The 26,502-nt window shown below is 37.2% G+C and carries 20 protein-coding genes and 3 pseudogenes; 11 read left to right on the top strand and 12 right to left on the bottom strand.

Features of this window, described 5'->3' with window-relative positions; translation table 11 throughout:
- Positions 1–404 precede the first annotated feature (404 nt).
- Positions 405–845, top strand: coding sequence for a pyridoxamine 5'-phosphate oxidase family protein (locus MSVAZ_RS10605; RefSeq protein ID WP_048120815.1), 441 nt, complete (start codon positions 405–407; stop codon positions 843–845).
- A 434-nt stretch (positions 846–1,279) separates the two neighbouring features.
- Here the strand turns inward: MSVAZ_RS10605 and MSVAZ_RS19545 are convergent, their stop codons facing one another.
- The gene (locus tag MSVAZ_RS19545) at positions 1,280–2,032 is read right to left on the bottom strand and encodes a fasciclin domain-containing protein (protein WP_232316063.1); all 753 of its coding nucleotides are present in this window, start codon (positions 2,030–2,032) and stop codon (positions 1,280–1,282) included.
- A gap of 376 nt (positions 2,033–2,408) precedes the next feature.
- On the opposite strand from MSVAZ_RS19545, the gene MSVAZ_RS10595 reads away from it, so the two are divergent.
- From MSVAZ_RS10595 to MSVAZ_RS10570, 6 genes are all read left to right on the top strand, one after another.
- A complete protein-coding gene (locus MSVAZ_RS10595) occupies positions 2,409–3,077 on the top strand; it encodes an SAM-dependent methyltransferase (protein ID WP_232316062.1) in 669 nt (222 codons plus the stop codon).
- Positions 3,078–3,324: 247 nt separating this feature from the next.
- Entirely contained in the window at positions 3,325–3,729 is a 405-nt protein-coding gene (locus MSVAZ_RS10590; protein ID WP_048120810.1) for a pyridoxamine 5'-phosphate oxidase family protein, read from the top strand.
- A gap of 90 nt (positions 3,730–3,819) precedes the next feature.
- Positions 3,820–4,056 (top strand): hypothetical protein, encoded by a 237-nt coding sequence (locus MSVAZ_RS10585; RefSeq protein WP_048123906.1) that lies wholly within the window; start codon positions 3,820–3,822, stop codon positions 4,054–4,056.
- 101 nt (positions 4,057–4,157) lie between these two features.
- Positions 4,158–4,379 (top strand): hypothetical protein, encoded by a 222-nt coding sequence (locus tag MSVAZ_RS10580; protein WP_048120809.1) that lies wholly within the window; start codon positions 4,158–4,160, stop codon positions 4,377–4,379.
- Positions 4,380–4,486: 107 nt separating this feature from the next.
- Positions 4,487–5,341 (top strand): DUF1638 domain-containing protein, encoded by an 855-nt coding sequence (locus tag MSVAZ_RS10575; RefSeq protein ID WP_048120807.1) that lies wholly within the window; start codon positions 4,487–4,489, stop codon positions 5,339–5,341.
- A gap of 451 nt (positions 5,342–5,792) precedes the next feature.
- Complete coding sequence (locus MSVAZ_RS10570) at positions 5,793–7,982, top strand: sensor histidine kinase (RefSeq protein WP_048120805.1); 2,190 nt, start codon at positions 5,793–5,795, stop codon at positions 7,980–7,982.
- Positions 7,983–8,252: 270 nt separating this feature from the next.
- Here MSVAZ_RS10570 and MSVAZ_RS10565 read toward each other — a convergent pair whose 3' ends face one another.
- The 5 genes from MSVAZ_RS10565 to MSVAZ_RS10545 all read right to left on the bottom strand — a co-directional run bounded on the left by MSVAZ_RS10565 (position 8,253) and on the right by MSVAZ_RS10545 (position 14,761).
- Complete coding sequence (locus MSVAZ_RS10565; protein WP_232316061.1) at positions 8,253–8,897, bottom strand: YkgJ family cysteine cluster protein; 645 nt, start codon at positions 8,895–8,897, stop codon at positions 8,253–8,255.
- Positions 8,898–9,484: 587 nt separating this feature from the next.
- Positions 9,485–10,447: a transglutaminase domain-containing protein gene (locus MSVAZ_RS10560; RefSeq protein ID WP_232316060.1), complete on the bottom strand. Its 963-nt coding sequence runs from the start codon at positions 10,445–10,447 to the stop codon at positions 9,485–9,487.
- Positions 10,448–10,928: 481 nt separating this feature from the next.
- On the bottom strand, positions 10,929–12,173 hold the full coding sequence (locus MSVAZ_RS10555; protein ID WP_048120803.1) for an ABC transporter permease: 1,245 nt from the start codon (positions 12,171–12,173) through the stop codon (positions 10,929–10,931).
- Between the two features lie 131 nt (positions 12,174–12,304).
- The gene (locus MSVAZ_RS10550) at positions 12,305–13,777 is read right to left on the bottom strand and encodes a COG1361 S-layer family protein (protein WP_084626121.1); all 1,473 of its coding nucleotides are present in this window, start codon (positions 13,775–13,777) and stop codon (positions 12,305–12,307) included.
- 9 nt (positions 13,778–13,786) lie between these two features.
- The gene (locus MSVAZ_RS10545) at positions 13,787–14,761 is read right to left on the bottom strand and encodes an ABC transporter ATP-binding protein (protein ID WP_269746767.1); all 975 of its coding nucleotides are present in this window, start codon (positions 14,759–14,761) and stop codon (positions 13,787–13,789) included.
- Between the two features lie 1,545 nt (positions 14,762–16,306).
- Here MSVAZ_RS10545 and MSVAZ_RS18885 point away from each other — a divergent pair.
- Complete coding sequence (locus MSVAZ_RS18885; RefSeq protein ID WP_052725418.1) at positions 16,307–16,831, top strand: DUF4405 domain-containing protein; 525 nt, start codon at positions 16,307–16,309, stop codon at positions 16,829–16,831.
- 366 nt (positions 16,832–17,197) lie between these two features.
- On the opposite strand, the pseudogene MSVAZ_RS19540 reads toward MSVAZ_RS18885, so the two are convergent.
- Together MSVAZ_RS19540 and MSVAZ_RS10535 are read right to left on the bottom strand one after the other, a co-directional pair.
- Positions 17,198–17,461 (bottom strand): annotated as a pseudogene (locus MSVAZ_RS19540) (restriction endonuclease); the annotation flags it as partial.
- A gap of 245 nt (positions 17,462–17,706) precedes the next feature.
- Positions 17,707–18,240 (bottom strand): hypothetical protein, encoded by a 534-nt coding sequence (locus MSVAZ_RS10535; protein ID WP_048120802.1) that lies wholly within the window; start codon positions 18,238–18,240, stop codon positions 17,707–17,709.
- A gap of 689 nt (positions 18,241–18,929) precedes the next feature.
- Here MSVAZ_RS10535 and MSVAZ_RS10530 point away from each other — a divergent pair.
- Positions 18,930–19,514 (top strand): cysteine hydrolase family protein, encoded by a 585-nt coding sequence (locus MSVAZ_RS10530; RefSeq protein WP_232316059.1) that lies wholly within the window; start codon positions 18,930–18,932, stop codon positions 19,512–19,514.
- A gap of 221 nt (positions 19,515–19,735) precedes the next feature.
- On the opposite strand, the pseudogene MSVAZ_RS20335 reads toward MSVAZ_RS10530, so the two are convergent.
- The 3 genes and pseudogenes from MSVAZ_RS20335 to tnpC form a co-directional block, all read right to left on the bottom strand.
- Positions 19,736–19,924: pseudogene (locus MSVAZ_RS20335) on the bottom strand (IS66 family transposase); the annotation flags it as partial.
- A 207-nt stretch (positions 19,925–20,131) separates the two neighbouring features.
- Positions 20,132–21,322, bottom strand: coding sequence for an ISH3 family transposase (locus MSVAZ_RS19535; protein WP_082091142.1), 1,191 nt, complete (start codon positions 21,320–21,322; stop codon positions 20,132–20,134).
- A 105-nt stretch (positions 21,323–21,427) separates the two neighbouring features.
- Positions 21,428–22,678: pseudogene (tnpC, locus tag MSVAZ_RS10520) on the bottom strand (IS66 family transposase); the annotation flags it as partial.
- 534 nt (positions 22,679–23,212) lie between these two features.
- Here tnpC and MSVAZ_RS10510 point away from each other — a divergent pair.
- Positions 23,213–24,028: a G1 family glutamic endopeptidase gene (locus MSVAZ_RS10510; protein ID WP_052725417.1), complete on the top strand. Its 816-nt coding sequence runs from the start codon at positions 23,213–23,215 to the stop codon at positions 24,026–24,028.
- 463 nt (positions 24,029–24,491) lie between these two features.
- Entirely contained in the window at positions 24,492–24,686 is a 195-nt protein-coding gene (locus MSVAZ_RS10505; RefSeq protein WP_048120801.1) for a hypothetical protein, read from the top strand.
- A 306-nt stretch (positions 24,687–24,992) separates the two neighbouring features.
- Here MSVAZ_RS10505 and MSVAZ_RS10500 read toward each other — a convergent pair whose 3' ends face one another.
- Entirely contained in the window at positions 24,993–26,432 is a 1,440-nt protein-coding gene (locus tag MSVAZ_RS10500) for a hypothetical protein (RefSeq protein WP_048120800.1), read from the bottom strand.
- Positions 26,433–26,502 lie beyond the last annotated feature (70 nt).

Raw genomic sequence — 26,502 nt, 5'->3', positions numbered from 1 at the left:
CTGCGTTATCTCTGTAAGTCTTATTTCACTATCTTTTTGATATACTCTGGGAAAAATCATGAAGCTATAACCTTGATACTACCACCGACTGAAGATATAAGTAAAATTTATAAATTTTGTCCCTCTAAACTGTATGGGGGAAAGACAGAATGAACCGCGTTTTTCCTTTTTTGTATTATAGGACTAAAAGTTTGTTTAAGGACTTTTAATTATTACATGACTAATACTTACTACAGAGTCTATTACAGAGTCGGAAATTGTTCAAGATTGGAAGTCATAAGATTGGAAGTCATACCACGGGATTAGAAAGACTACGCCAAATTTATAATATTATGGCAGAACCGGGGTAAAAATCCAATCAATTGGGGTTTTAGCTGAGAGCTATAAACATTTTGGTGGGGACTATGGCAGAAAAGCTTAAAGATAAGATTTACGAGTACCTTTCAAATCATTACTACCTGAACCTTGCAACCGTAAGCCCGCAGGGCAGGCCAATGGCACATACAATGGCATATGTATCCGAAGATGCTGTTGTATACGTGGCAACCAATAAGAATACCCGGAAAGTCCAGAATATTATGCAAAATCCTTATGTAGCATATACTGTCGACGAGGATGATCCAGACTGGTTTGAGATGAAAGCCCTTCAGATTGAAGGAAAGGCATCAATAGTTACCAATGAAAACGAATTACGAGAAGTAGGGGAAATAATGGCAGCCAAATTTCCGGTTGCTGCAGACACGCCACCTGACCCGGAGAGTATCATGATAAAAATCAAGCCAGAAGTTATCTATTATCTTGATTACAGCGTTAAGTTCGGGTATAGGGAGCAGGTGAACCTATAAAACCTGCATTTTAATTTTTGGGAACAGCCAGTGCTGAAAATAATCCCTTCGTACTTAATGTGATTTCTTTTCATGCTTCTGATATCTCCTGAACTCTTCTATGCAATTGTCTTAAAGTTTGTGAGCAATCAGACGATAAAAGCCTGGCCGACGAGATTGAATAAAACTTGACTAATGGAATAATAATTGGCTAGCAAAACTGAACAAAAGTTAACTGACAGAAAGCTGACTGACAGAAAGCTGACTGACAGGATAGCTATCTAAGAAGTAAGGTAAAAAAGGAATAAAAGAAGCAAATCAAAGTTATCTGAAGTCAATATGATTTTTAAATCAATATGATCTTTAAATCAATATGATCTTTAAATCAATATGATCTTTAAATCAACGTGATTTTTAAATCAACATAAGCTTTGCTTCTGTTCCGGGTTTCTATTTCAGACTTCTAATGGAATCACTACTTTGTCAATCCCATGTATTACTCCATTAGCTGCAACGATGTCAGGCTCTATTACAGTTGCATCTCCTACCATTATCATTCCGTTAGTTGTAGTATTCACAGCCAGCTTTTCGGTCTCCAGGGAAGACAAAGAATCAATATTTTTAAGATCTGCAACCCTGTATTCTCCATTGATCACATGATAGGTTAGCACACGGTTCAGCTTATTTCTATCATTACGAAGGTCGTCAAGCATGCCTTCTGGAAGGCTCTCAAAAGCTATGTCAGTAGGAGCAAAAACAGTATAAGGCCCTCCTTCATTAAGAGTATATTCAAGTCCTGCATCCCTCGCAAGTGAAGCAAAGGTAGTATATCCTGCCTCTTCTGCAGTATGAACAATTGTCTGATTGTTATCCAGGACCTGGTTTTCAGAAGAAGTTTCATTGCCCTGGCCTGAGTTTTCTTCATCCAACACTTCCTGGCTCGAGTTCTCTTCACCCGGGATTATGACTTCTTTCCCTTCATCCAGGGAAGTTTCTTCCTGACCAGACAGTAACCCTTCTCCAGTGTCCCCCTCTGCCGATTCTGTAACTTGTTCTGTTACACCAGGGGTAGCACCTTCTACCGGAGTTACCATTTCTTCACTCTCTGTCTTATTTTCCTGAGCATTTTCCGCACAGCCGGAAATAAATACTATTGCTAAAAGTAAAACTACAAGAGTTCCAGATTTTCTAATATTTTTTCCCCCCAAATATATATTTAAAAGATATACTTTATAATTAAATTTTCATTTCATAATACATGTTCTTTTGATATAATCTTATCTATATTTGCAGGAAAATTATGTTAAAAAGACAGCTATGCCACTGAAAAGTAAATTCTCATTTACGCTGGTGCCCACCGAGCTGGAGACTAACATTTGATTAATAATTTGTTTAGTTTGAATTCTGAGAAAGCCTCTAAACCTGGTTATTCTTCTAACCATGATTAATGACAACGTTTCAAAACAGTTCTAAAACTCTTCTAGTTTCTGTGTAAAGTTAGTTATTGGATTGGCTCGTTATTAGGGAATACTAATTTATATATTTTGTATATATATATACTCTAGTGTACAGCGTATGATAATTATGTATCATAATATTAAGCCATGGGGAAGGTATCTCAAAGAATACGTCAGAATGTTTAACTTAACACCTGACGATCTCAAGCGAAAGATCCTGGGTTGTGGAGACGGACCTGCGAGCTTCAACGCAGAACTTACAGAACGAGGCGGAAATATCATATCAGTTGACCCTGTCTACTTTTTCAGTGCTGATCAGATTAGACAGAGAATTCATGAAACCTATAATGACATTATTGATCAGACCCAGAAAAACCAGGATAAATTTATCTGGCAAGAAATTGGCTCAGTTGAAGAACTTGGAAGAATAAGAATGTCAGCTATGGAGAAATTTCTGAAAGATTTTTCAGGAGGCGTGGTGCAAAATAGGTATGTATCTGGTGAACTTCCCTTTCTGCCTTTTAGTGATAAAGAGTTTGATCTGGCACTGTGCTCGCATTTGTTATTTCTCTATACAAAAAACCTATCACTGGAATTTCATTTGAAATCGGTAGAGGAATTGTGCAGGGTTTCAAATGAGGTCAGAATATTTCCGCTACTGGACGTAAACGCCGACCGATCACCATATGTCGAGCCTATAATTAATTTTTTAAGGGCAAGAAATCGAGATGTAGAGGAAATAAAGGTAGCATATGAATTTCAAAAGGGTGGAAATACAATGTTAAGAATTTGTTGAAACATTATGAGATAACAGGTTTTGACTTAATCAAGATTTAAAAAATATTATTAAACTGTATTTTTTGAATACGTCTACTCCAAGATTCTCTATTGTCATTGAGCTTCAATGTTTTCCCCTTTATATTTTAAAGCTCGACTTAACCTTTTCCATGAAGGTTATTAAAATACATAAATCCGACTTTCGATACACAATTCTGACGCTTAAATATATAAATTTATACTGCAACCATCTTGATGGTGATATCATGGTAAAATTAAATGAAGAGATGAAAACTGCTTTTTCGAAGGTAAAGATCTTTCCCGTAGCTACGGCCTCAAATGAAGGAATTCCGAATGTGATACCCATAGGGTTCTGCCAGCTTGTAGATGATGAAACAATCTGGATATCAGATAACTTCATGGCCAAATCCCTGGCAAACCTTAAGGAAAATCCAAACGTGGCAGTCTATGTATGGGGACCAGACACCGGCGGTTGCTTCCAGATAAAAGGTAAGGCTGAAATTATCATTTCCGGAGAAAAATTTGAAAAAATGAAAGCAATCGTGCATGCAGCAAAGCCCGGGCTTCCTGCAAAGAACCTTATAGAAGTAAGGATTAGCGACGTATTTCAGTGCGCTCCCGGCCCTGACGCAGGAAAGAAATTACTCTAATCAAATTTAACCATATCTTCAGCATAATATCTGGATAAGCACTCATAAGTACCTGGATAAGAAGAATAAACTATGGCTGAGAGTGTAGAAATGGTTGAAAATAAGGAAAATGCCCCTGTTTTTTGTGAAAAGTACTGTATAGTCTGCAAGGGTGCAAGAGAAGGAAACAAAATTTGCAAGGCTATCCAGAATATTGAGTTGAAAATCTTCGGGAAAAACGGCTGCATCTGGGGAGCCGCAAGGACAAAATATTACGGAGTCACTCCTGATAAAAAACTCCCTGTGAATTCAAAAAATAAACAAAAACAGAACGGTAGAAGGAAATAAGGAACAGGTATCTATTCTTCCTGTTCCTACTTACTTTCTTTTGTTTTCTAAAATTTTTTTATTAATATTGCATTTTATCTGTAAATATAGATAAATTTTTTATGATTGATTTCATAGGCAAATTTGTTAATGCCCTGGATTTTACCATACAAGATTATCTGGGTATGGAAGTTTATCTGGGTATGGAAGTTTATCCGGGTATGGAAGTTTATCCGGGTATGGAAGTTTATCCGGGTATGGAAGTTTATCCGGGTATAGAAGTTTATCTGGGTATGGAAGATTATCTGGGTATAGAGATCTACAAAGAAAAATCTCAAACATAAAATTACATGAAAGAATCCTAGAAACAAAGATTCACCAGAAAAAATCACGAAAATAAAACTTCCAGAAAGGATTCCAGAAAAAAGTTACAAGGAAGGACATCCGAATTATGTCTGTACTGAGCATTGTTGCTTGTGGAATGCTCGAAGACGAGCTTGTACATGTATTATCAAAAGACCGTGAGTTACAGCAGCTAATCGTTGTGGAAAACCGGGAAAGCTCAGGTTTCCTCCGTAAGCTCAGGTTGAGAAATTGCAACCCAAGAACAGCTTTTTTGGACAGGGTACCAATGCTCCTGAAGAGCCGCTCCAGCCCTGGTTTCATAGTTCCTGCAAGGCTTCTTTCAAGCTTCCCGATCCTCAAAAAATTTTGCAGGAAAAAGAAACTCAGGGAAGAGGTTATTGTTGTCGTAAACCTGTTAAGCTTGGACCTGCATGCCGATCTTGAGATTTTAAAGGCTGAAGTTTACAGAAATATCCATGAAATGTCGTCTTTTTCCGACAGAATCCTGGTTTTTTATGGGATCTGCGGACATGCACTTGGAAAACTGAAAGAAGATTTCTCGGATCTGGAATGTCCTCTTTTCTTCCTGAAAGACCAAAACGGAGAAATCATAGAGGACTGCATCAGTCTGGCGCTTGGAGGAAACGAGGCTTATGCAAGGGCTATGACCAGATTCCAGGGCATGGGCACGATCTACCTGACCCCAATGTGGGCTTCTAGCTGGAAGAAGCTGGAAAATAAAAACGGGAACCGGGACTTTAACAACTATTATCTGAAAAATCCACTCTACTGCCTGGCTGCAAAAATCGATAGCGGGCTTGTAGATAGTCCGGAGTTCCATACAAATGTTAAAGAGTTTGCCCGTACTTTTGATATGAAAGTTGTGAACATAAGAGGAAATCCGAAAATTACCGAACAATCATACCTGAACGCTAGAGACGTTACAACTGAAAAACAATAATGAAGCTGGTTTAAGCTTTTATTGAAAGCCTATTCATTTATCTTATCTCTTTAGGTAGAATCCCTTGATGAAAAAGGAAGAACAAACCTCAATTGATCTTAAACTCTGTCTAACATCTACTAAAATTTATATACTTTCTCACCTTTTTAATATCAATAATATATTACTTTCAAGCTAGTGTCAGAAAATTTAGTTATTGAGCTCATCCCAAAACCCATTTTTGCTCTCAATTATCAGGATCACTCCGATAAGGACTACTCCGATTATTTTCACGATCAACAGCTCGGGTCGTCACTTGAAATACAAAATATATAAAACGAATTTTGAGTTTTGGGATAAATTCATTAATTATCTAATGAGTTCAAAATCATTGTATTCTGATGAGAAGCTACCAGGATTATGCTCAACAATTAAATTGCCAAGACACTAGTTCTTATAATAAGTTTTTGGGGTGTCTGGAATAGATATTAGTAAAAAGGTTCTTCTAATAACTTTCTTAATTTTTGGCGTTCTCACAGCTGCGTTTACACTCACCCATAATATGCAGCTTTCCAATTTTTTAGAGCTTGAAAAAGTGGACACCGCGGACAATGTAGAAAGGGTGCAAAATGTCATTTCAACCGAGCAGGGATATCTTAATCGTACAGTACAGGATTGGGCTTGCTGGGATGATACTTGCAGTTTTGTTGAAGACAAGAATCCGAATTATACGGAAGTAAACCTTCAGAATCAAACTCTTACAGGAATTAAGGTTAATGTGATGCTTTTTGTAAATAAATCCGGATCTGTTGTCTATGCAAAATCAGTAGATATGTATACTGGAGAGGAAAAACCAATTCCGAAAAAGCTTCTTAGAATGGTTGAAGACGGAACTCTTCTTTCAAAATCCGAAAATGACAAGAAGAGCGGTTTCGTTTTGCTCGATGAAGATCCTATGTTTGTTGCCTGCCATCCGATCCTTACGACAAAATATAATGGGCCTATGAAAGGCACCTTGATTTTTGGGAGATATTTCGACGACGTACTTCTTAATGATTTCAAAGATTCTACTCGTTCTTCCCTTTTAATGTACAGAATTGATGAAGATTTGCCTCCTGATTTCCAGACCAAATTAAAAAGCCTTTCAGAGAACCCGGATAGAACTATTGTCGAACCCCTTAGCGAAAATAAAGTAGCTGGCTATTTTGAATTGCTAGATGTATCAGGCAAGCCCGCTCTTATTATAAGAGCGGATTTTCCAAGAGAACTCTATAAGTACGGTGAGAAAACCCTGAATAACATGTATTTCTTCCTTTTGCTAACCGGTCTCATGACCGGAGTAGGGGTTAAATTTGCGTTTGATAAGTTATTTATCTCAAGGTTAATAGGAATTGATAATTTTGTTACCAAAGTCCGGTCGGAAAAGGATCTTTCCCGAAGATTGCCTCTTAAAAACAACGATGAACTTTACCGTCTTTCAAAGGAAATAAACAGAATGTTAAATGAAATAGAGCTTGCCGAACAGGAGTTAAAGGCACAGGAACGAGAAAAGAAGGTCCTGCTTGACTCTCTAAATGAGCTGGCTATTTTCGTAAACCCTCAACTTTATATTATCTGGGCGAACAAAGCTGCACTGGAATTTATGAAGATAGATCTTCAAAAAGCAATGGGTCAATGCCTTAAGAATACCCCTGATATAAGTATACCATTATCCGACTCCCTGGATCTTGAACAGATTTTCATGACAGGTAATAAAAAATCAGGAGAATTTACTGGGAAAGATGGCAGAGTCTGGATTGTTCAGGCAATTCCTGTAACTGAAGAGGGTGGAAAGATTATAGGAGTCCTCGAAATGTGTAGGGACATTACGGAAAGTAAAGCCACAGAAACCCTCCTTCAGGAAAAGCAAATCGCAGAAGCCGCAAATCGTACCAAGAGCGAATTTCTGGCGAATATGAGCCATGAACTGAGAACCCCGCTTAACTCTATTATAGGGTTTTCTGATCTTCTGTATGAACAGGTCTACGGCGAACTGAATGAAAGACAGCTAAAATCCGTCGGGAACATCTCGAAAAGTGGAAAACACCTTCTGAATTTAATAAATGGCATCCTGGATCTCTCTAAAATAGAAGCTGGAAAAATGGAGCTAAGTTATAAACAGGTTGATCTTGCCAGTAAGCTTCACATAATAAAAAATCTTTTATATCCTATAGCCGATCGGAAAAATATTCAAATTGAAATCTATATAGATAGCAGCCTTTCCAATATATATGCTGACGAAGCCCGTTTTGTTCAGATAATGTACAACCTTGTGGATAACGCCATAAAATTCTCCTATGAAAACGGGTTTGTAAAAATATGGGCAAGAAAAAAGGGAAATATGGTAGAAATAACTGTCACGGATACAGGAATCGGGATTAAACCTGAGGATCAGAGTAAACTTTTCAAGCCTTTCAGCCAGGTGGATTCGTTTTTGTCCAAGCAATTTCAGGGAACTGGGCTTGGTCTTTCTCTGGTTAAACAGATTGTGCAGTTGCACGGCGGATACATATGGTTCAAGAGCGAACCTGGAGAGGGGAGCACCTTTGCTTTCGTGATTCCGATAGAAGGTATTAAAGTCGAAGATGGGACTGCCAGGTTAGATGGTAAAGTACAGAGTTAAAAGATAAAACGGCGGAAAAAGATAAAAAAGCTGAAAAAAATTAGGACTTACGCAGTTGAACTGAGAAATCAATAGCATTAAACCTTCAACTGTCTGAAACACAAAACAAGTCACAATTTCGAAAGTGCTTGATTTTGTACTCCATGTGCCGTAAGTCCGATAAACAAAAAAGCTGAAAAAGATAGGAAAGCTGAAAAATAAAAAGTTGATTTTGCCAGATCGCGAACTCAACTCCTGCAAGCGCTTGGACTCGACCATTCCAGTTTAAAGTTAAAAAACAAGTTCTTCCACTTTCTGACCAAAATCATGACTGAAGTCAACACGCAGACTGGTGGCTTTGATCTCGGCTTTCTGCAAACTCAACAATTCTTCCAGAGAAAAAATTGCATACTTGTTTTTTCCGCGCCTGTATTTTTTCAATTGATCGTAGTCAAAGCAGAGATTATCATAGCTAATTACATGTCTTAACCATTCTATCGGAATTGCAAGGCTTAACAAAAGCGGGATGGCAGTTTCAAAATAAAGCCTGCAAGCTTTTTTTCTTGACAGTTTGCACCATTTATCTATTGTAAAATTTATTTTGTTATCTTCAAGCGTCAAAACTACAGGATAGATTTTACAGAATATAGGCTTAAAATTCCGGCACTCACATTCTTTATTTTCTTCACTTAAAAATGGACACAACTTCCCTAATTTTAATACATGTATTAAAGTTTCGTCATCCATTTTCAGAGCATCAAGGTAGCGAATTTTGAATTCCGAAACACTTATACCCAGTTTTTTTGCCATATATTCCTCTTCCCCGGGCAACAGAGTTCCGATTTTATTATGCTCGCACACTCCACCACATTCCCTGCAGATTTTTAAAGTATTTTGATTACTTCCACTGAATATATTGTGAAAGTTTTCATACATTTGAATTGGTATTTTCTTGTATAACACCCAAAAACCTCTTTGAAAATCTGTATATATTTTCACATTATTTGCCTGAAATCGACCTGTAAACCCACTCTTATAGCATTACCATTGCATATATTTTTCATAAGTTATATTTACATGTATTCCTGATCATACTTCCTTTTTCAGATACTAAAAAATAATAATCAGATTATATTTAAAAAGACTAATTTTGAAACGTCCATCTTACGAAAAAAATATATACTATAAAAGTTTTAAAAGATGCCCCCACCTTTCAGGAGTCAAGGGGTGAGAAAATATATTAAGTTTAACTCTAAATAAGTAAGACCTGGGACATCTGTTAATCATTAAAAAATAAGAAGAAATAGCTTCCAATAAAAGAAATTTTTCGATCCCGGCAAGACAATCTGAGGCTCAAAAATGAATCATGAAAGGAAGTGCCTCTGGTTTTTCGCTTCCCTTAAATGAAAAGAACGAAAATCTCTGAGGTGTTCCTTCCCTTCTTTTTTCGAATACCGATTTCTCAAGGATCTAAAACACTTGATAATTCTGCGAAGATTAAAAATACCTTATCCGCCAGGTGTTCAGTTCGGATAACTTTCCGGTTGTTCGTCCCAGAATGCTGGAACATCTCCGTTCTGTTTCCCTACTTCCATAAAGTACTTGTCATTGTAATAATACCAGACTCTTACAGCCGGATATGTACTTTCCAGGTACTCATCATAATCGATGTCTGACACATCCGCAGACACTATAGAGCAATTGTCATCATCGTAGTAGGGTCCTTCAGTTGGGTCAAGTGGGAACCATTCCCCGTCTTCATAAACTTCTACCCAGGCGTGTCCACCACTGACATTTCCAAAATCTACTTTTCCTATAGCCACACGCACGGTACTTTCATTATATTCTCCCGAAGCAATCAGCAGGGATGCAAGAGTATTTGCCTGTTCTTCACAATCACTGACAGGCTCTCCATAATCCGGATTGCTGGAATATGCAGGGGTTTCATCAAGAAACTCTGTTGGAGTAAGCCATTTTTCATCTACACCGTTCAGGGTCTCATCGGATACCCAGGTCCACGATAAAGCGGCTTGATAGATCTCGTACTTATCGTCAAGATCATTTTCCTCAAGGTAAGAGGTTACAGCATCTGCATATGGGGTAACACAGGATTGATAGTAGGAAGTGTTTTGCTGCGTTATGTATTGTTCGTCCAGAAAACTCCTGGCCCTCATGTCAGGAGATATCCCTTTTGAAGGATCTTCTCTGGAGACAGCAGGAGGTAACTGTTGAGGTCCTCCGTTATTATAAGTGGGTTGGAAATTTTGTGGCATATTTATGTTTCTTTCTCCAGGAGACAGAGAAAATCTCAAATTTAAGTTTTGAAACTCATGTACTCCACTTTCAACAATACCTACGAAACTGCAGCACTGAACCCCAAGATTCTGAGGTTCAAAAGATAACCAATCTAGAGTATTCCTGTATTCTGGACTGTTTCCCATTTCTACATTTCTAGCACTCGCACCAGTACAAAGAAATATAGCCAATATAAGGGCAACTGTCAAAATTAGATTCATTTTTCTCATTCAATCATCTACCAGTATGTTTTGCAATTTCTTCATATTCTCACACTAATTTTTTCTGTTCATGATTCAACATGTCAAAAGCCCAGTTCTGAAACTCAGGTTCTGAAACTCAGGTTCTGAAGCTTCCTCATAAAATTCATAAATTTTTCTCAGTGTAATGCATATTTTTTCCACAAATTTTCTATATAGATTAAGAATTTCTGAATGGAAGCAGGAGACGAAAAATGTAGAAATCTTCAAAGTTTTATTGAGGTTAAACCGTGACTCTTTAACTGATATAGAGTTTTTCTAGAGTTTTTCTCCGAAAGTCAGTGAGTCCGGCAACTCAGTCAAACTCTTGATTCCCGGTACTGCCATATCTGATAATCTACACCTTCCGTTTTCTTCTTCGTCTCAAATTAAGCAGGAAATTAAGAAAGAGGCGATTCCTTTTCTTTTCCGTTTATTCGTATCTCAGTGCATCTACTGGTTTTAACTTTGAAGCCCTGTATGCAGGGACGATTCCTGAGATTACTCCTATTAAAACTGCCAGTAGAAGCCCGAAAGCCATCAGGTCAGGAGCAAAATAAATTTCTGAAGAACCTGAACTTGCTCCTCGCATCATTTGTAGACCCAGCATAGGGAAGAGAGTTGAAACAAATGCTCCAAGAATATCTCCCAGGATACCACCAACAAGGCCAACCATTGCGGAATTAAAGAGGAAAATCATTAGTATATCCATGTTTTTTGCCCCAATGGCTTTCATGGTCCCGATCTCCTTTGTCTTTTCCAGGACAGAGGTAAACATCGTGTTTGCAATCCCGACGGCTCCTACAAGCAGGGATACGGCTGCAATAGCTCCAAGAAACAGGGTCATTGAACTCGTCATTTCGGTAACAGACTCGGCCATCGATTTAGAAGCTGTCACTGAAAAATCCCTGTCATCTTCCTGAATAATGTGTCTTGAAACCATGAGTTTATCCACGATATCTTCCATCAGTTCATCAACCAGATCTTCACTCCTGGTTTTCACCGTGATGCTATCATAAACACCTTCTTCTGCGTCATCAAGCAGGTTTACTGCCCCATCGATCGGCATGTAAATGCTTCGGTCTCCACGTCCACCTTCTTCTTCCAGGATGCCGACAACGCGTACGGCTTTACCGTTTACAGTTATTACCTGATTGACCCCTATTTCCTGGTCATAAATTCCACTTGCAACCCCGCTTCCTATAACTGCAACATATTTATCAGCCGGTTCAAGCAATCTTCCGGATTGTGTTTTCAGGGTAGTCATGTACTTCCAGACCTGAGGATCCACACCAGTAATTGAGAGAGTTGCATTTTGCGCTGCGTAAATCACTGATTCACTGCCGGAAATATCTCCTGCTATGTACTGTATTCCATCCAGGCCATGGAGAGCCTCGATGTCATCATCTGTTAATTCAGCATCTGTTGATGAACCCCTCATCCCAGGAGGGCCAGGCATGTTGGATGACGCTTTGGTATACCCCGGACTTATGGTTATCTTCGTCAGGTCCATTTCGGCGAGCCTGCTCTGCACCTGTTCCTGCATAGCATCTCCAAGGGAAAGGATGCCAACAACAGATCCGATCCCTATAACTATTCCAATAATGGTCAGCCAGCTTCGGAGCTTGCTATGCACAAGCATGTTCAGACCCATTTTCAGGTACGTTGAGTTTCTCATCTCGCATCTTTCCGTTCGTTGCTGGGATTTTCGCTTAAGCCTTTTTTAAAAAGGCTTGCAGACAAGCAGTTTTTTGAAAAGGTTTGTGTTTTTCATCTTGCACCCTCCCATTTTCTATGGAGATTTCCTTTTCAATCTCTAATTGTCTCTGCACCTGTCCCTGCACCTGTCCCTGCACCTGTCCCTGCACCTGTCCCTGCACCTGTCCCTGCACCTGTCCCTGCACCTGTTCCTGAGCCGTGCTTCTGGTCTTCAGACTTTTTATTTCCGGATTTTTTCTCGTTTTCGGCCTGTTTTTTTCTGCGGTAAACGAATAAACCTGCTATTGCGACCGCTATTAAAACAATATAAATCAGATATGAACTGAATACACTGCTGTTACCTGCCGCTCCTATCCTTCCTCGTCCCTGTGCAGTTACATTCCCGGTAGTCGTTTCGAGTTCTACTTCCTTATCAACCGTTACTCTTTCCCCTCTTGCATCCGTATATTCAATCTGGACTTTCAGGGGATTGGAAACCGTGGAAGTCACATTTTCGTCTTTCTCGCTTGCTCTTGCAACCCCTGGTGTTCCTCCACTTTCAGCACCTCCAGGACTCTGTATGCTCACAACATTGAAAGATGCAATTGTATAGTCCCCTTTCTCAAGGTTTCCAACAATCGTTGAAGAGCTTCCTGATACCCTGTAACCGTCCTGATCAGGGACTGAAACTTTCACGGAATAAGCCATGTTGTTGCCCACATTTGCAACTGAAAGGGAAACTTCTCCCTGGTCGCTTTCTGAAAAAGAAACATCAAAATCAGTTTTCCCACCAACGAAAAGCCCTGCTGTGGTAGCAATGCTTTTCTCATTCGATTCATAGTCTTCAAATTTGAGGTCTACATTCAGAGTATAGAGTCCAGGGTCTGCGTTTACATCTGCCATTACAGAGTAAGATACGGTTACGGAGTCACCTGCAGCCAGGTACTTGATGTACTTTGTATTATCCGAATATACTGGCAGAATTACCCCTTTTGGGTCTTTCCAGGAAACTACCATGTTTTTCAGAGGTGAGTTTCCGGTATTTGTTATTATGAATTCCAGAGGTTCTTCCTGTGCCAGGTCAATGCTTGCTTTGTTTATGGTAACAATCTGCGCGTACTCTTTACCCCTTACCTCAAGCTGGACGGTTTTTGTAGTAGTAATCGTGTTTAATGAGGACCCGCTTTCTTTAGCAGTGGTGGTAATATCGATATCATATGTGCCTTCTGAAACATTGGCATCTGTCATAAGCTTGAACTTAAGGACTGCTGCATCGTCATCATCCTGCCGTGCATTCAGGTAGGAGACTTTTTTTGTCAGGTCTTCTCCGGAAACCTTACTGAAAGGATATTCAGGGTTAACTGTGACAGCAATGTCTTTCAGGTCAGTGTTTCCTACATTTTGCACGCTGATAGTGAGTTCAACAGGTTCTCCAGGACGGGCAGCATCAGGGTTCTGTTTAGCCAGGTTTACTTCCAGAGATGCGGACTTTATATCCCCATTAGAGGCAAGCGCAGTCCCAGCCTCAGGATATGTGAACGCTGAAAACAGCAGTAAAAATATTAGTAAAGAGCACTTCTTCATTTTAATTCCTCAATTTAGATTTATTTCATTTTTCGTACCTCGTTCATTTTTCATACTTTGTTCGTTTTTCATACTTTGTTCGTTTTTCGGATGTGTTTCTATTTTTTCAATCTCGCCGTCTCGGATGTACACAATTCTTGTTGCATATTTTACAAGTTCAAGGTCATGTGTTACAATGATGATCGTCTTACCTTCACGTTTCTGCAGCCCATCCAGAAAATCCAGGATATAATCTCCTGTTTTACTGTCCAGGTTTCCTGTAGGCTCATCTGCCAGGATTATGGGCGGGTTTACACCGAGGGAGCGAGCTATTGCAACTCTCTGCCTCTGTCCGCCTGAAAGCTGTGATGGAAGGTTCTTTTTCTTATCTGAGAGTCCGACAATTTCAAGCAGATATGAGACTTTTTGTCGGGCTGTTTTTCGATCCTCTTCCTGGAATTCCATAGGTAAAAGCACGTTTTCTTCCGTATTCAGGGTTGGAAGGAGGTTAAAGCTCTGGAATATGAAGCCAATCATCTGTCCTCGGACGACGGCGAGTTCGGATTCACTTAGTTCTGAGATGTCTTTAGAATTCAGGCAAACAGTACCTTTTGATGGCATGTCCAGACAGCCCAGCAAATTCATAAGCGTGCTTTTTCCACTTCCACTGGGGCCCAGGATTACAAGGAGCTCCCCTTCATAAATCTCAAGGTTTATTCCTTTAAGAGCCGCAAACTCAACTTCCCCCATCTGATAAATTTTCCAGACATCGGTCAGTTTGATAAATGGAATCTCTACGTTCCTGGAGGCATTCCCTGAATCAGGACTTTTAGCAAAATTACGGGCTGGACTGCCGTAAGGGCTATTTTTCTTGAACCCCCCTGGACCATTTATATTGGAATCATTCTTCGATTCACTGTAGAAATCTGCTGCTTTCTCAAGTGGCTTTAAAATTGAGGTATTTAATTTCTTTTTAAATATCTCTATGATCTTGATAAGCGTCATACATACCCTCTAAACCATGTTCATGCTTCAGAGTTGTCGGATTAATTTTGATTTTGTTCATATCTGCCTGAATCATCGAATCTTAGGGCACATAATTATCTTTTTTATACTGTACTCAAGTTTTACTGTTATTTAACTGTCCTTCTTGAATTACAGGATTAGTAACGGATAATAGTGATATGCGTTTAGTGGTATGCGTTTTTGAGGCACCTGCGAGCTGCACAGTGCCTCATCTATGGAGTAGGATTTAAATCGATCTTCGTTTTTGAGGCACCTGCAAGCTGCATAGTGCCTCATTTTCTGGAGTGTAGGTTTGACTGCTCCCTTCTATCGCTTCTCAATGGTGAACTTTTGTGTTGATCTAATGGTCGCTAAGAGTGGCGAGGTATCCTGTTTCTATTTGCTTCTTTCCCATTGAGCCGTACAGGATTAAAGGTATCTGCTAGATGCAGATACCTTACCTGTCAGTTTCTAGGAGAAGGCAGTCATCTCCTTCATTTGCATTTAATAATAAAAGCATACTTAGCAAAAATAGGAGATATACGGAATTAATTTATCAATGAAGCTTTTCTAGGCGTTAGTTATTGAATTTAATCTTTAATTGCATTTTAAGTAAAAAATTAAATCTCAGTAAAGTATTATTTGCTAGGGGGTCTTCTCAAAAAATCTTCAGACCTTTCATAGAAGCCGTTTTCTTCGACAAAACTAGGGTTTAGAGTGTTATTTTTCAGGACTTTGCCCCAGTTTCGGAATTTTACCTGAGATTGAAAGGCAAGGATTTTCCAGTACTCATCTGATTTTTTTAGATACATGCCCGAGCTAACAGGACATGCTTGAAAGCTGGAGTAGCTAAAAATGGAGTCGTTAAAAATGGAATAGCTAAATCTGGAATAGCTCATTAAAAAGTATTTGCAAAAGTTATATATATGAAGACATAGTGAAAGCGACCACTACGAAATCCCAAACTTCCCCATATAATTAATTTTTTATTTACATTCAAGTTTTACTCATTAGGTCTAATCTTTTTCTAAAAAAAATCAGAGAAGGCTTATTTAAGTAATACTCTGTGTTTACTATTCCTATCAACGGTAATGAAGTAAGGAGTCCTGCATTCAGGAAAGAGGATATTCATGAGTGCCCAACAAGAATTAACCTGATTTTAACTTAATTCTGGGAGTATTTCATCTTCTGGAAAGTTTTTTTCCTTCCCCTTAATTTCTGGTTCTTATTAAACAGACAATTAAGAAACATAGGTTAAAAGTTTTTAGATTATGAAAAATATGCACTAATTAAGTTTTATTTGCAAATAAATGAGTTTTTTAACTTTTAAATTGAAAGTAAACCTCTATTTACGTCTATTTTTTGCAAGTATATTTATTTCTTTTTCTGCCAATTAAGGGAGCGCACAGCAGTCATTGGAGAACAGCAGAACCGCTATGTAAACGGTTCGTGAAGCAAAAATCAATAAAACGAAAATCAATCAAACGGACTGAAATTGATAATCTTACAAAAATGTCGCTGTAAATATTAAAAAGGAGGGAGGAAATGAAAAAAATAAAGCTCAACTATCTAGTAGACCTGGCACTTTTTGTTCAATTTGCCTTGGTCGGTTATTCAGGTCTTATAATGTATTTCAATCGCTATTCTGCAGGTTCACTCTTAAGATTGATCCATGATAAAGTTGGAATCCTGATGCTGGTTTTCTTTGTTGCCCACATTGCACTCCATTGGAGATGGATCGTGTTCACCACAAAGAACTTTTTCAGAAAAGAAAAACAAATCAAAAAGTCGAGAAAAGTAAAACTCAACTATCTCGTAGACCTGGCATTTTTCGTTCAATTTGCCTTGGTTGGTTATTCAGGTCTTATAATGTTCTTCAACCACCATGCAGCAGGCCAAATCTTGAGTTTGATCCATGATAAAGTTGGAATCCTGATGCTGGTTTTCTTTGTTGCCCACATTGCACTCCATTGGAGATGGATCGTGTTCACCACAAAGAATTTGTTCGGAAGACAAAGAGAAATGAAAGAGGGTGAAGTTATCGAGGCAAACTATATGCCTGTGGACTAAGGTCGGTAAAAATCTAAGGCAAAAAAAGAATTCATTTGTCATCAGTTAAGGAATCATCGGTTACGAAATTATCGGTTAAGGAATCATCGGTTCAGAAACCATAGGTTAAGGAATCATCGGTTAAGGAATCATCGGTTAAGGAATCATCGGTTCAGAAACCATAGGTTAAGGAATCATCGGTTAAGGAATCATCGGTTAAGGAATCATCGGTTCAGAAATCATCGGTTAAGGAATTCTCGGTTAAGGAATTTTCTTGCCTGAAAGCTATCGATTTTGCATTAGAAGTCAGAAGTAGTTGTATTATGTAATAACAACAAACGGTGACAGATATGGCACTAACATCCGTCACCGTATATCAACCGTTGTTTAAATATATGCTTTCTTAATGATTTTTGTAAGCTCGTCTCTGTCAATTAAACCTATACTATTCGCTTTAGCTAATTCAATTGCAGAATTTGTAAAATAGTTATTCGTAACTACCAAACCTTCAGTACATTTGTATAAAGCTTTAGATGCTACAACTTCCTGTACTACTTTATTTGAAACTTTACTTGAATACCGTTTAACTTGAACAGCAGTTTTTTTCCCATCTTTTGATAGAATAAGATCTGCACCTTGATCGCCTGTTCTTCTGGTCCCTGTTACTTAATATCCTAAGTTTTCAAAAACAGACTTCAAAAAGTTTTCAAAATCCTCGCCTTCCATCACATCTATTTTAGTTAATGTTGCATTTAGGTCTCTTGACCTGCTTATTTTTGGTCTTTCTCGCTTTAACCATTTTGTCAACCAGCTAAAAAAATTCCTTCCGGAGACATTTATCGTATCTAATCCTGGATTTATATCTCTTGACCTGTTTATTTTTGGTCTTTTTTGTTCTACCCCTTTTCTAATCCTTTCAAAAAATTCTTCCAGGCGATCTCTGAACGGCTTATTTGTTCTTCAGGATTCCACAAAAAAGCAAAATTTAAAAATATAATTGTCATCAAAAGAAACAATATACCCACTATCGGAGTGCCTAATATGGTCAATAACCCAAAAATAAAGCTAACCGATGCTACAATAAGATAACCTATATACAAGACAATGTGTGAAAACTTTGGTTGCGGTGGAGCTATTAGAGTACCAACTTCAAATTTAAAAGTTGTAATTGCAATTAAAAAGCAAACTAAACTCCAAAAAAACAATCCTTCTGATAACATACTCAACCCTGCAAACACAAATATTGATCCTACAAAAAAATAAATAAATTTCCGGGAAATATTTGAAAACTTAGGTTTTTGCTGGGGTACAGGAGTACTAGATATTGGGGAATCTGCTATAGTATTATCTTCTGATGAAATTGGTACTGTACTCACATCTGATGGGGTTGTTAGAGTACTTTTATCTACCACTGACGAAAAATCTTCCATTTTTTAGTCCTCTTTATAAAAAGTAATAATGAAAATAATGTTTTATTCCAAAATCATTCCACTTTTTTAATTTTTTATTACCATGACCTATTGTATCGGATGATATACTATTTCGCTTCAACTTCGAATTTTTTTCTTTTACATAATCATTCCACATTACCAAAGTGAAGCTTAAATATATTCAACATTTAATTTTTCAGCTCGACTGCTGCTGTATTGAATGTTGAAATTTCAAATGGTTTTGAATCTGCGAAATCATTTCAGAATACAACAAATAATAAAAATAGAGAATTAATTAAAAAGCTTTCTTTTTTTAAAATTCATTATTATAAATATATTACATGCAATACTAATTATTGAAAAACGACAGTGTGCTAATTTTTCTGAAAAATCACAACTATCAATAAGTTATCAAGTATAATTAAGAAGTTATCAAATATACAATTCCGTATCGGAAGGTCAATTTTCTCTATAGTACACAAAAACTTGATTTAGAGCTCATCCCAAAGCTTGAAATTTGCTTCTTGGGCCTTTAATTTCTACTATTCAATCAAACACGAGATCATGAAAATATCTTTGAAACCCCTTAACGATTAAGAATAAAATATCTTTTGGGATAGGCTCAATAAATTAAAATTAAGATCGATAAAAATAAATGTGGTACGGAATCAAAGAGGAGTGGTGAAACTTTGAAAGCTCTGGTTATTATAGATATGACTAACGATTTCGTATATGAGACCTACGAACATGAAGGAACGTTATATGAGGGAAAACTTGTAGCCCCTATGGCAAAGGCAATTGTTGACAAAATAGCCAGGCTAATAATAAAGGTAGTAAAAGGGGGAACAGTCAGTGTTATCAGGATTCCGAAAGATCACCTAAATGCCTTTATGAACCCCGAACTCGAACTGAAAGCTGCAGAGCTGGGAATCGATGAAGTATTCATGACGGGCCTGGTTGAGGAAGTCTGCATCTACGTTAATAGCCTTTGTTTCCTTGAAAGGGGCTTTCGAACAAACATCGTAAAAGGCTGTACTGCGCCTTTTGATGAAGAAAAAGGAAGAGAGGCTTTTAGTGAACTTACGGGATGCGGAGCAAAAATGGTTGATGATATTCCTGAAGACATCAAAGTTATCCTGCTCCTCGAAGACGAACATGATGAAAATTCCGAAGAAATAAAGTCAGGAGCCTGGCCACCCCACAATATGAAAGGAACCCCTGGGGCCATGACCGTAAAGACGATCAGGAATGTGCTTGAGGGAAGGTATAATTGAGTAAGCTAAAAGAATCGCCCCGAATATTGCTGGATGACTGGCTTAAACCACAACTCAATAAATGTAAGGATATCAAATTCATCATGCTGAAGGTAAACTTAAAGCTGTCAAGCTCTGTATAGAAGAGGTTATACTGCTTTGTTTTGATCACGAGCATAATTATATATTAAAATTTAATTAAAGTCCTGTTAATTTCTTAATCTTACTACTTTTGTAACTATTCAGGGTATAGCTAGCGGCGCTCCTTTGAGCGCCGCAAGAATACCCTCTAAAACAGGTAAACCATTCTTTCTTATTGTGGAAATATATGCTCTAATTCTGCAGAAAGCTTCCGCTCCCCGTGTAGTTCTGAAAGTTCCTGATATTTTCTGCTGTAGTTTCATCATCCTGACATCTCTTTCTGCTTGATTCAGTAGTTCCGATCAGACTGACTTCCGAATGGTAAAAACAAATTGAACTTACATTTTATCCATTAATTTTCAAAGTAGACTATATTATTGATCAGATATTAAAATTCTTAAGCTATAACTTTCACTTACGTTTTTCAAAAAATCAGATCACATTGAGTAATTTTATAGCATACGCTATTAGGTTCTTAAATTTTAATTTGAGATGAGTTATATTATAGTTAATCGAGTGCGTAGCACTCGATTTCTTTCTTCATTGACCCATCTCAAACAATCCAGTAACACACTAACAGGAATAAAATTCAGCGACCTTAGTCCATATCTTACAACTTTTTTTATGTCTTCATTTATTAATGATTTTAGCTCATAAGCTGTAATTTCTAGAACTGACTTTAGCATATTTAGCACATTGTACATGATGCATTGAATAATAAAGAACAATACTCTTGCTACTGGAGATTTTGTACATGATCGTATCTTGAACTCGTTTTTCACTCTATACCCAGTTTCTATATTCCATCGTTTTCTATATTCTTCAGGAATCATCTTTTCAAATTTCTCAATTGATTCTGCTTTTTTGTTTGTAGCAAACAGAAGATACTTTTTCTTTTTATTATTATATATTGCCACAACATTGAAAGAAGGTCCTCCTTTCTGGAATCGATATTCAAAAATAGTCGAAGTATTTCCATACTCTTTTTGATGATTTTTAAGTTCTCTATTGATAACCTGAGTCGATTTAGCTGCTATAACAAAATTGACTTTAAGTTCATCCAACTTTGAAATTACATCTGTGTTAAAAAATTCTTTATCAAGGTATGTTGTTCCTGTTTTTACACCTATCGTTTTAAGTCTTTTGAATAAAGATTCGATTAAAAGAGAATAATTCTTGTTCAAACTATTGATGTCTATTACGTCAAGTGTTAAGTGAGAAGTTCCAATTATATCAAGAGTACAGAACGATTTACCCCATGAACTACCATTCTTTAGTTTTATTCCTCTAATACCAGGAGTATTTTTGTCTCCATAATACGAAATGTCATGAAAATCAATAGCTATATCATGAATATTGTTTTCAAGTTTCATCATCTTGAAAAGCTCAAGATTCATTTTTCTAAAAGAGGAAAGAATATCTTCAATTTTATTTTCTTTGATGTAATTGAAAATAGTATCTGCTGAAGGTATTCTTAAGTCAGGATTTTTTCTTTGCAAATCATTACTTGCAGATTCAAGAGAGTCTGTAGAGGATGTTGCGGCATGCAGCAATATGTTTAAAGTGTCCTGACATTCATAATTTGCAGATTCTGGCAAAGTTATTATATTATATTTGCTAATCAATTCAGATGATACAGCCAGCAAGCTGGCTGTATCTGTGGTCATGGAATCGTTTTTTGTTGGCATTAAAAATAAATTCCATGATCTAATAAAACTTTTTTTCGGCTAATTCTAATTAGTTACTAATGTTCTAAATTCAGCATTCGGAACTTGGGTTATTCGGAACTACTGTTGATTATTCTCAAACGGAACTTTCAAGTCTTTCAGGAATCTCAGAATCTTTTCTTTATGTTCTATAAACCTATCAAGCAGATTCCTTGCTTTGGTTTTTGGATGCACACCACGTTTTCCTTGTCTTTCAGGATTTAGAGAAGGTGGATTTTCTTCAATTCCTTTCGCGACTACAGTATCGAACCTTTTTTCTAATGCCTTAACTTGTTCAAAATCCAGATATTTGCCCTGCTCTTTGCACTCATCAGTATACTTTTTCATTTCAGATAACAGCTCATTCATATCTTTAGCCCATTGCTGTTTATAACTCTCCTCAATTCCAATAAGTTCTCTTTGGAGATGGGCATTGCAAAGAGCATGATCACAATTATAACCGTTGTAAGGTTTCCATCCATCATGAACTGCTACCCCTTTAAACTCTGGAAGAATTCCCATAGCATCAATAGCTTCTGATCCTCTTTTCGGATGAGCAAAATAACAAGTGTATTTGTCAGTAGAAGCTACATGAAGCCAATGTCTTTTTCCGTGAACTTTCATTCCAGTTTCATCACAATGGATAACAGGAGAAGAGAGTAACTTTTCTCGAATTACGTTTTCAAATTCTTCAAGGTTCTGGAAACATTCTCTTTCTGCTTCAATAATGGTAGCAGAACTGATTTTTATCCCCATTACATCATGAAACAATTCAGAAATCCTTTTATAAGGAATGAAATGGTGATTTTTAAAGTAAATTGCTGAAGCTACGATATTAGGACCATATTGAACTGGGGAATTTACTGATTCTGGAAATTCAGCTTTATTTAACCTTCCACAGCAAGGACAGATCTTAATCTGACTTTGATGTTCTGTAACAATAAGATTTACAGGGGGAATATCAAAAACCTGTCTTTTCTCATAAGCTTTAACTTCAACATTATTAAGATTATGTCCACATTCTTCGCAACAGTTCAAAGAATGCTCTATTACCTAATCAGGATTATCAACCATTTCGAGAGTTGTCCCGGGATGACCTTCTTGACCTCCAGGTTTCTTGCCACTCTGTTTACGGAGACTCTTTGGATTAGGTTTTCCTTTGGAAATATAGTCACTAGAAGGAGGTTTACTGCTGTTTCGGCTGTTTTGATTTAAGCGAAATTCTAAAACTTGCAATCTTTCAGTGAGGTCTTTAATTTGAGATTCAAGACTTATAATATAAGCAATAACTTCAGGGTTTGAAGCACACAGGGCAAGAATCTCTTCGCGTTTCATCAAAGGTAAAAATAACTTATTGTAGATCCAATTTTTCCTCTAAAAGAGGAAAAATTGTGTAGCCTTAACAAGGCTACCTGAATAGTAACCTACTTTTTTTAATTTTGTTAATTTTTTAATACTTCAGTAGCTACTTGAACACTAATCTTACAGGCAATATCTAAAGCCCATTTTCCTGCTTTCTGAAGATATTCATATGTTTTAGGCCCATCACGTTTCTTGGAGAGTTTTCAGCTTCAGCAATGTTGCCAACCGAGATATCATTCTCAAGTATTTTTGCTTCATCTTATTAAGAATTACTTTTCAAAGTTAACTGTAGTTACAGCCTTAGTAATATCGTTTTTTGATCGTTTTTTGATCGTTTTTTGATCGTTTTTTGATCGTTTTTTGACCACCCTTTGACCGTTCATAAACCTATGTATTTTTATATGTCAATGGATTCGTTTATCTTTACAATTATAATAAATATATATTGTATTAAACTTTCTTTATAATATGACATATATAAAATTCTAATACAAATATAGGAGTATTTTCATGAACGTTTTCAAAAAAACATTGACTTTAGTGATACTTCTTGTTGTTATGTCAAGCCCTGTGCTTGCAGCAAATGATCATCAAGAAAATGATTATCATGGACATCCAAAAGTTCCTGCTGGTATACCATCCACTGTAAAGAATGGAATGGTAAATTCATATTCAACCAACTGGGCTGGTTATGATGTAGTTACTTCCACGGGTGAAGTAACCAGTGTGAAAGGGTCATGGATTGTACCTGCAGTTAACTCAAAGGTTGGAAATTCATATTCTGCGAACTGGATTGGTATTGATGGTGATACATCAAGTACTGTTGAGCAGGTAGGAACTAGCAGTGACAATCCCTCTAAGAATACTGCGAGCTACTACGCCTGGTTTGAATTCTATCCTGAGCCCTGCTACAAGATTGATACGATACAGGTAAAGCCAGGAGATTTAATGTCTGCAGAAATCAAGTTTGAAGATGGAGTATGTTATGCAAATATTACTGATAAAACAACTGGACAGTCATACTCAGCAAAACATGCCGATACAGGTTATGAAAAGAAATCTGCCGAATGGATTGTTGAGGCTCCCTGGTTCAATAGAATCCTGCCGTTAGCAAACTTTGGGACTACGTCCTTTGGATCTGATTATACCTTTATTGATAGTACTTGCTCTGCTGCAATTAATGGTGTTTCTGGTAATATTTCTTCATACGGATCTTCAGTAAATAGTATCACTATGGTAAATAATAAAGGGCAAGTAAAAGCGCAGCCTTCTGCACTCAGCAGCAGCGGTACAAGTTTTAACGTAGCCTGGAAACGAGCTAGTTAAACTTCTTTTCATTTATTTCCTTTTAAAAGAAATACATATAATGGATTTTTAGTCATATATGTGAACCATAGGACGTTGTTTAAGGATATCAAAATTAATAAGCATTTGATGTAAACACTTATCGACAGAGTATATGACTGATGATTTACAGGCAAACTTAATAAAAAAACAAACTATTTGTATTACTCTAAGTAATTATCCCGCTGGTATTATATACAGGAACTTACATAGTATATATTGTTCACAAGGAACTAAACTGTAAAATGAAGCAAATTCAGGACAGAGTAAAATTCGATCCCGCAATGAACTTCATTGACGTGCAAGCTTAAAATGGAGCAAATTCAAGACGGCTTGAAAACCGATCTCGAAATCTACTTCATTGATGCGTAAGCTTAAAATGAAGCTAATTTAGGGCAGTCTGAACCTGATCCCGTATTATACTTCATTGGCGCGTAGCTATAAGGTGGAGCAAATTCAGGACGGCTTAAGAACCGATCCAGTAATATCCTTCATTTATGGCGTAAACTGCGAGATGAAGCAAATTCAGGACAGTCTGAAACCTGATCCCGTAATAGACTTCGTGATGTGTAAGCTTAAAATGGAGCAAATTCAAGACGGCTTGAAAACCGATCTCGAAATCTACTTCACTGACGCATAAGCTTGAAATGAAGCAAATTCAGGACAGAATAAAATCTGATCCAGCAATAAACTTCATTGTTGCAGACTAAACCTTGTGAACCCTTTATTCACTCTTTTAATCAAACTTAAAGCGTATAAACATCGTTTCTCTTCTTTTACTGCTTTTCTCAGCTTTTCATTCCTGATGTTTAACAAGCAACATCATGATACTGTTTTGAAACAAAGTGAACAGAATACTGGTCACTGATATACTGACTTATTTTATCGAGTGCCATTATTTTCTTCAACGCATCCATAAAAAATAATGCAGTATAAAATCTTGATATTAAACGAAATGATAACCTCCGTCACTATATCTTACCAGAATTGCATTCAGGTCATCGTCCAGTATAAGATTCTGATTATTAATCGAAACGTAAACATTCATAGGAGTTCCATAAGTACGTTCAAATGAAGTTCTAACGAATGTGTGGTTAGTTAAATTCATCTGTGGGACATCTTGAGAATTTCTGGAATAGTGCTGATAGGTTCCATTTCTTAGAAATGCTATTTTTTCAATCTCGTGTGTGTTAATTAGTTCCTCTCCGGCATCATCAACAACAAGAAGACTGTACGTATGTGAGTCCCTATTTTTTACTGGAAGCGTTGTTATGTTTTTTTCAGGTTTGACTTCCAATGCATAGACAATTTTGGTCCAGCTTATTTCATCGGGAGAGTAGAGAGAAGGTTCCATCACGTTCTCCGGATCTGCCTTATTGAAAAATTCAAATACACTTCTGTTTACCCAGCTGCAAAATAACGGAGTTCCTTCACTATTTAATTCAGAAGGGTCTTCAGAATAAGGCGGTATACCAAACACCGTTGAGTAATTGAAGCGTTCGGCAACTCTTAAAGCTTCAATACTTTTCTCTAAAGAGGCTGAGGAAACAGGAGTTTCGTTATACATCAGTAAAAATGATTCATTGTACAGCGAATTAACCTGAAAAACCACAGATCCGTTTATAGTTTGTCCGGGAGACAGAGTTATATTTTCAATTTTATTTTCTTCTTTGAGGCTTGAAAGCACCTCCAGATGTGATCTCTCATAAAAACCGTAAGGGTCCAGATTTGTAGTATTAAATGTACGATTTCCATCACGTACATGAAGTTTGTTTAATCTAAAATCGAGGTCGTTTGAACCGTTATTCTTTATTGAAAGGTCATATGCCGCGTAATACTTTTCATTGAGATTATATCCGAGCTTGACTTCTGCGGGATCACTTGATCCACGGTATTCTTTAACTCTGTATATGCAAAGCCTACCATTTTCCTGTTTTACTTTTAATTGAATGTTATTAGGAATTATTAAAACCGTATTTTTATCGTCTGCAAGCTTTAACTCCAGAGAATTGTCGGGTGTGAAAACACGGATTGTATTATTGTCATTGGTTTTAATGATCTGCGCGTTACTTATCCAATCAATTTCCAGATCATTCTTGAGGTATTTGCTGAGATTATTACTTTCGTTACCCGGGACATTATCCCAGCTAAACAGGTAACTTAATACATTTTCTGAATTATCGTGCATATAAATACTTGAGAAAGATGTTACTTCGATTTCTGGGATATTTTCTTCTTCGGATGACAGGGTTGTTGATGATTGATTTTCTGGTGTTGTATTTCCTGACCCTTGATATGCCGATTCATTTGATTGAGTGACATTACTTTCTTCAACGCATCCACTAAAAATGGTAAAGATTGTCAGAATAAAGATTAAAGTTCGCAATCCCAATCATCCCCGGTCAATTTCAATGGGTTTTGTAGAAATCCTCTGAAATAAGAAGTTTTCATTAATT

The sequence above is a fragment of the Methanosarcina vacuolata Z-761 genome (assembly GCF_000969905.1).
In the GTDB taxonomy this organism is placed as follows: Archaea; Halobacteriota; Methanosarcinia; order Methanosarcinales; family Methanosarcinaceae; genus Methanosarcina; species Methanosarcina vacuolata.
The sequence above is the reverse complement of the archived record's forward strand: the minus strand, read 5'-3'. Positions and strand labels throughout refer to the sequence as shown.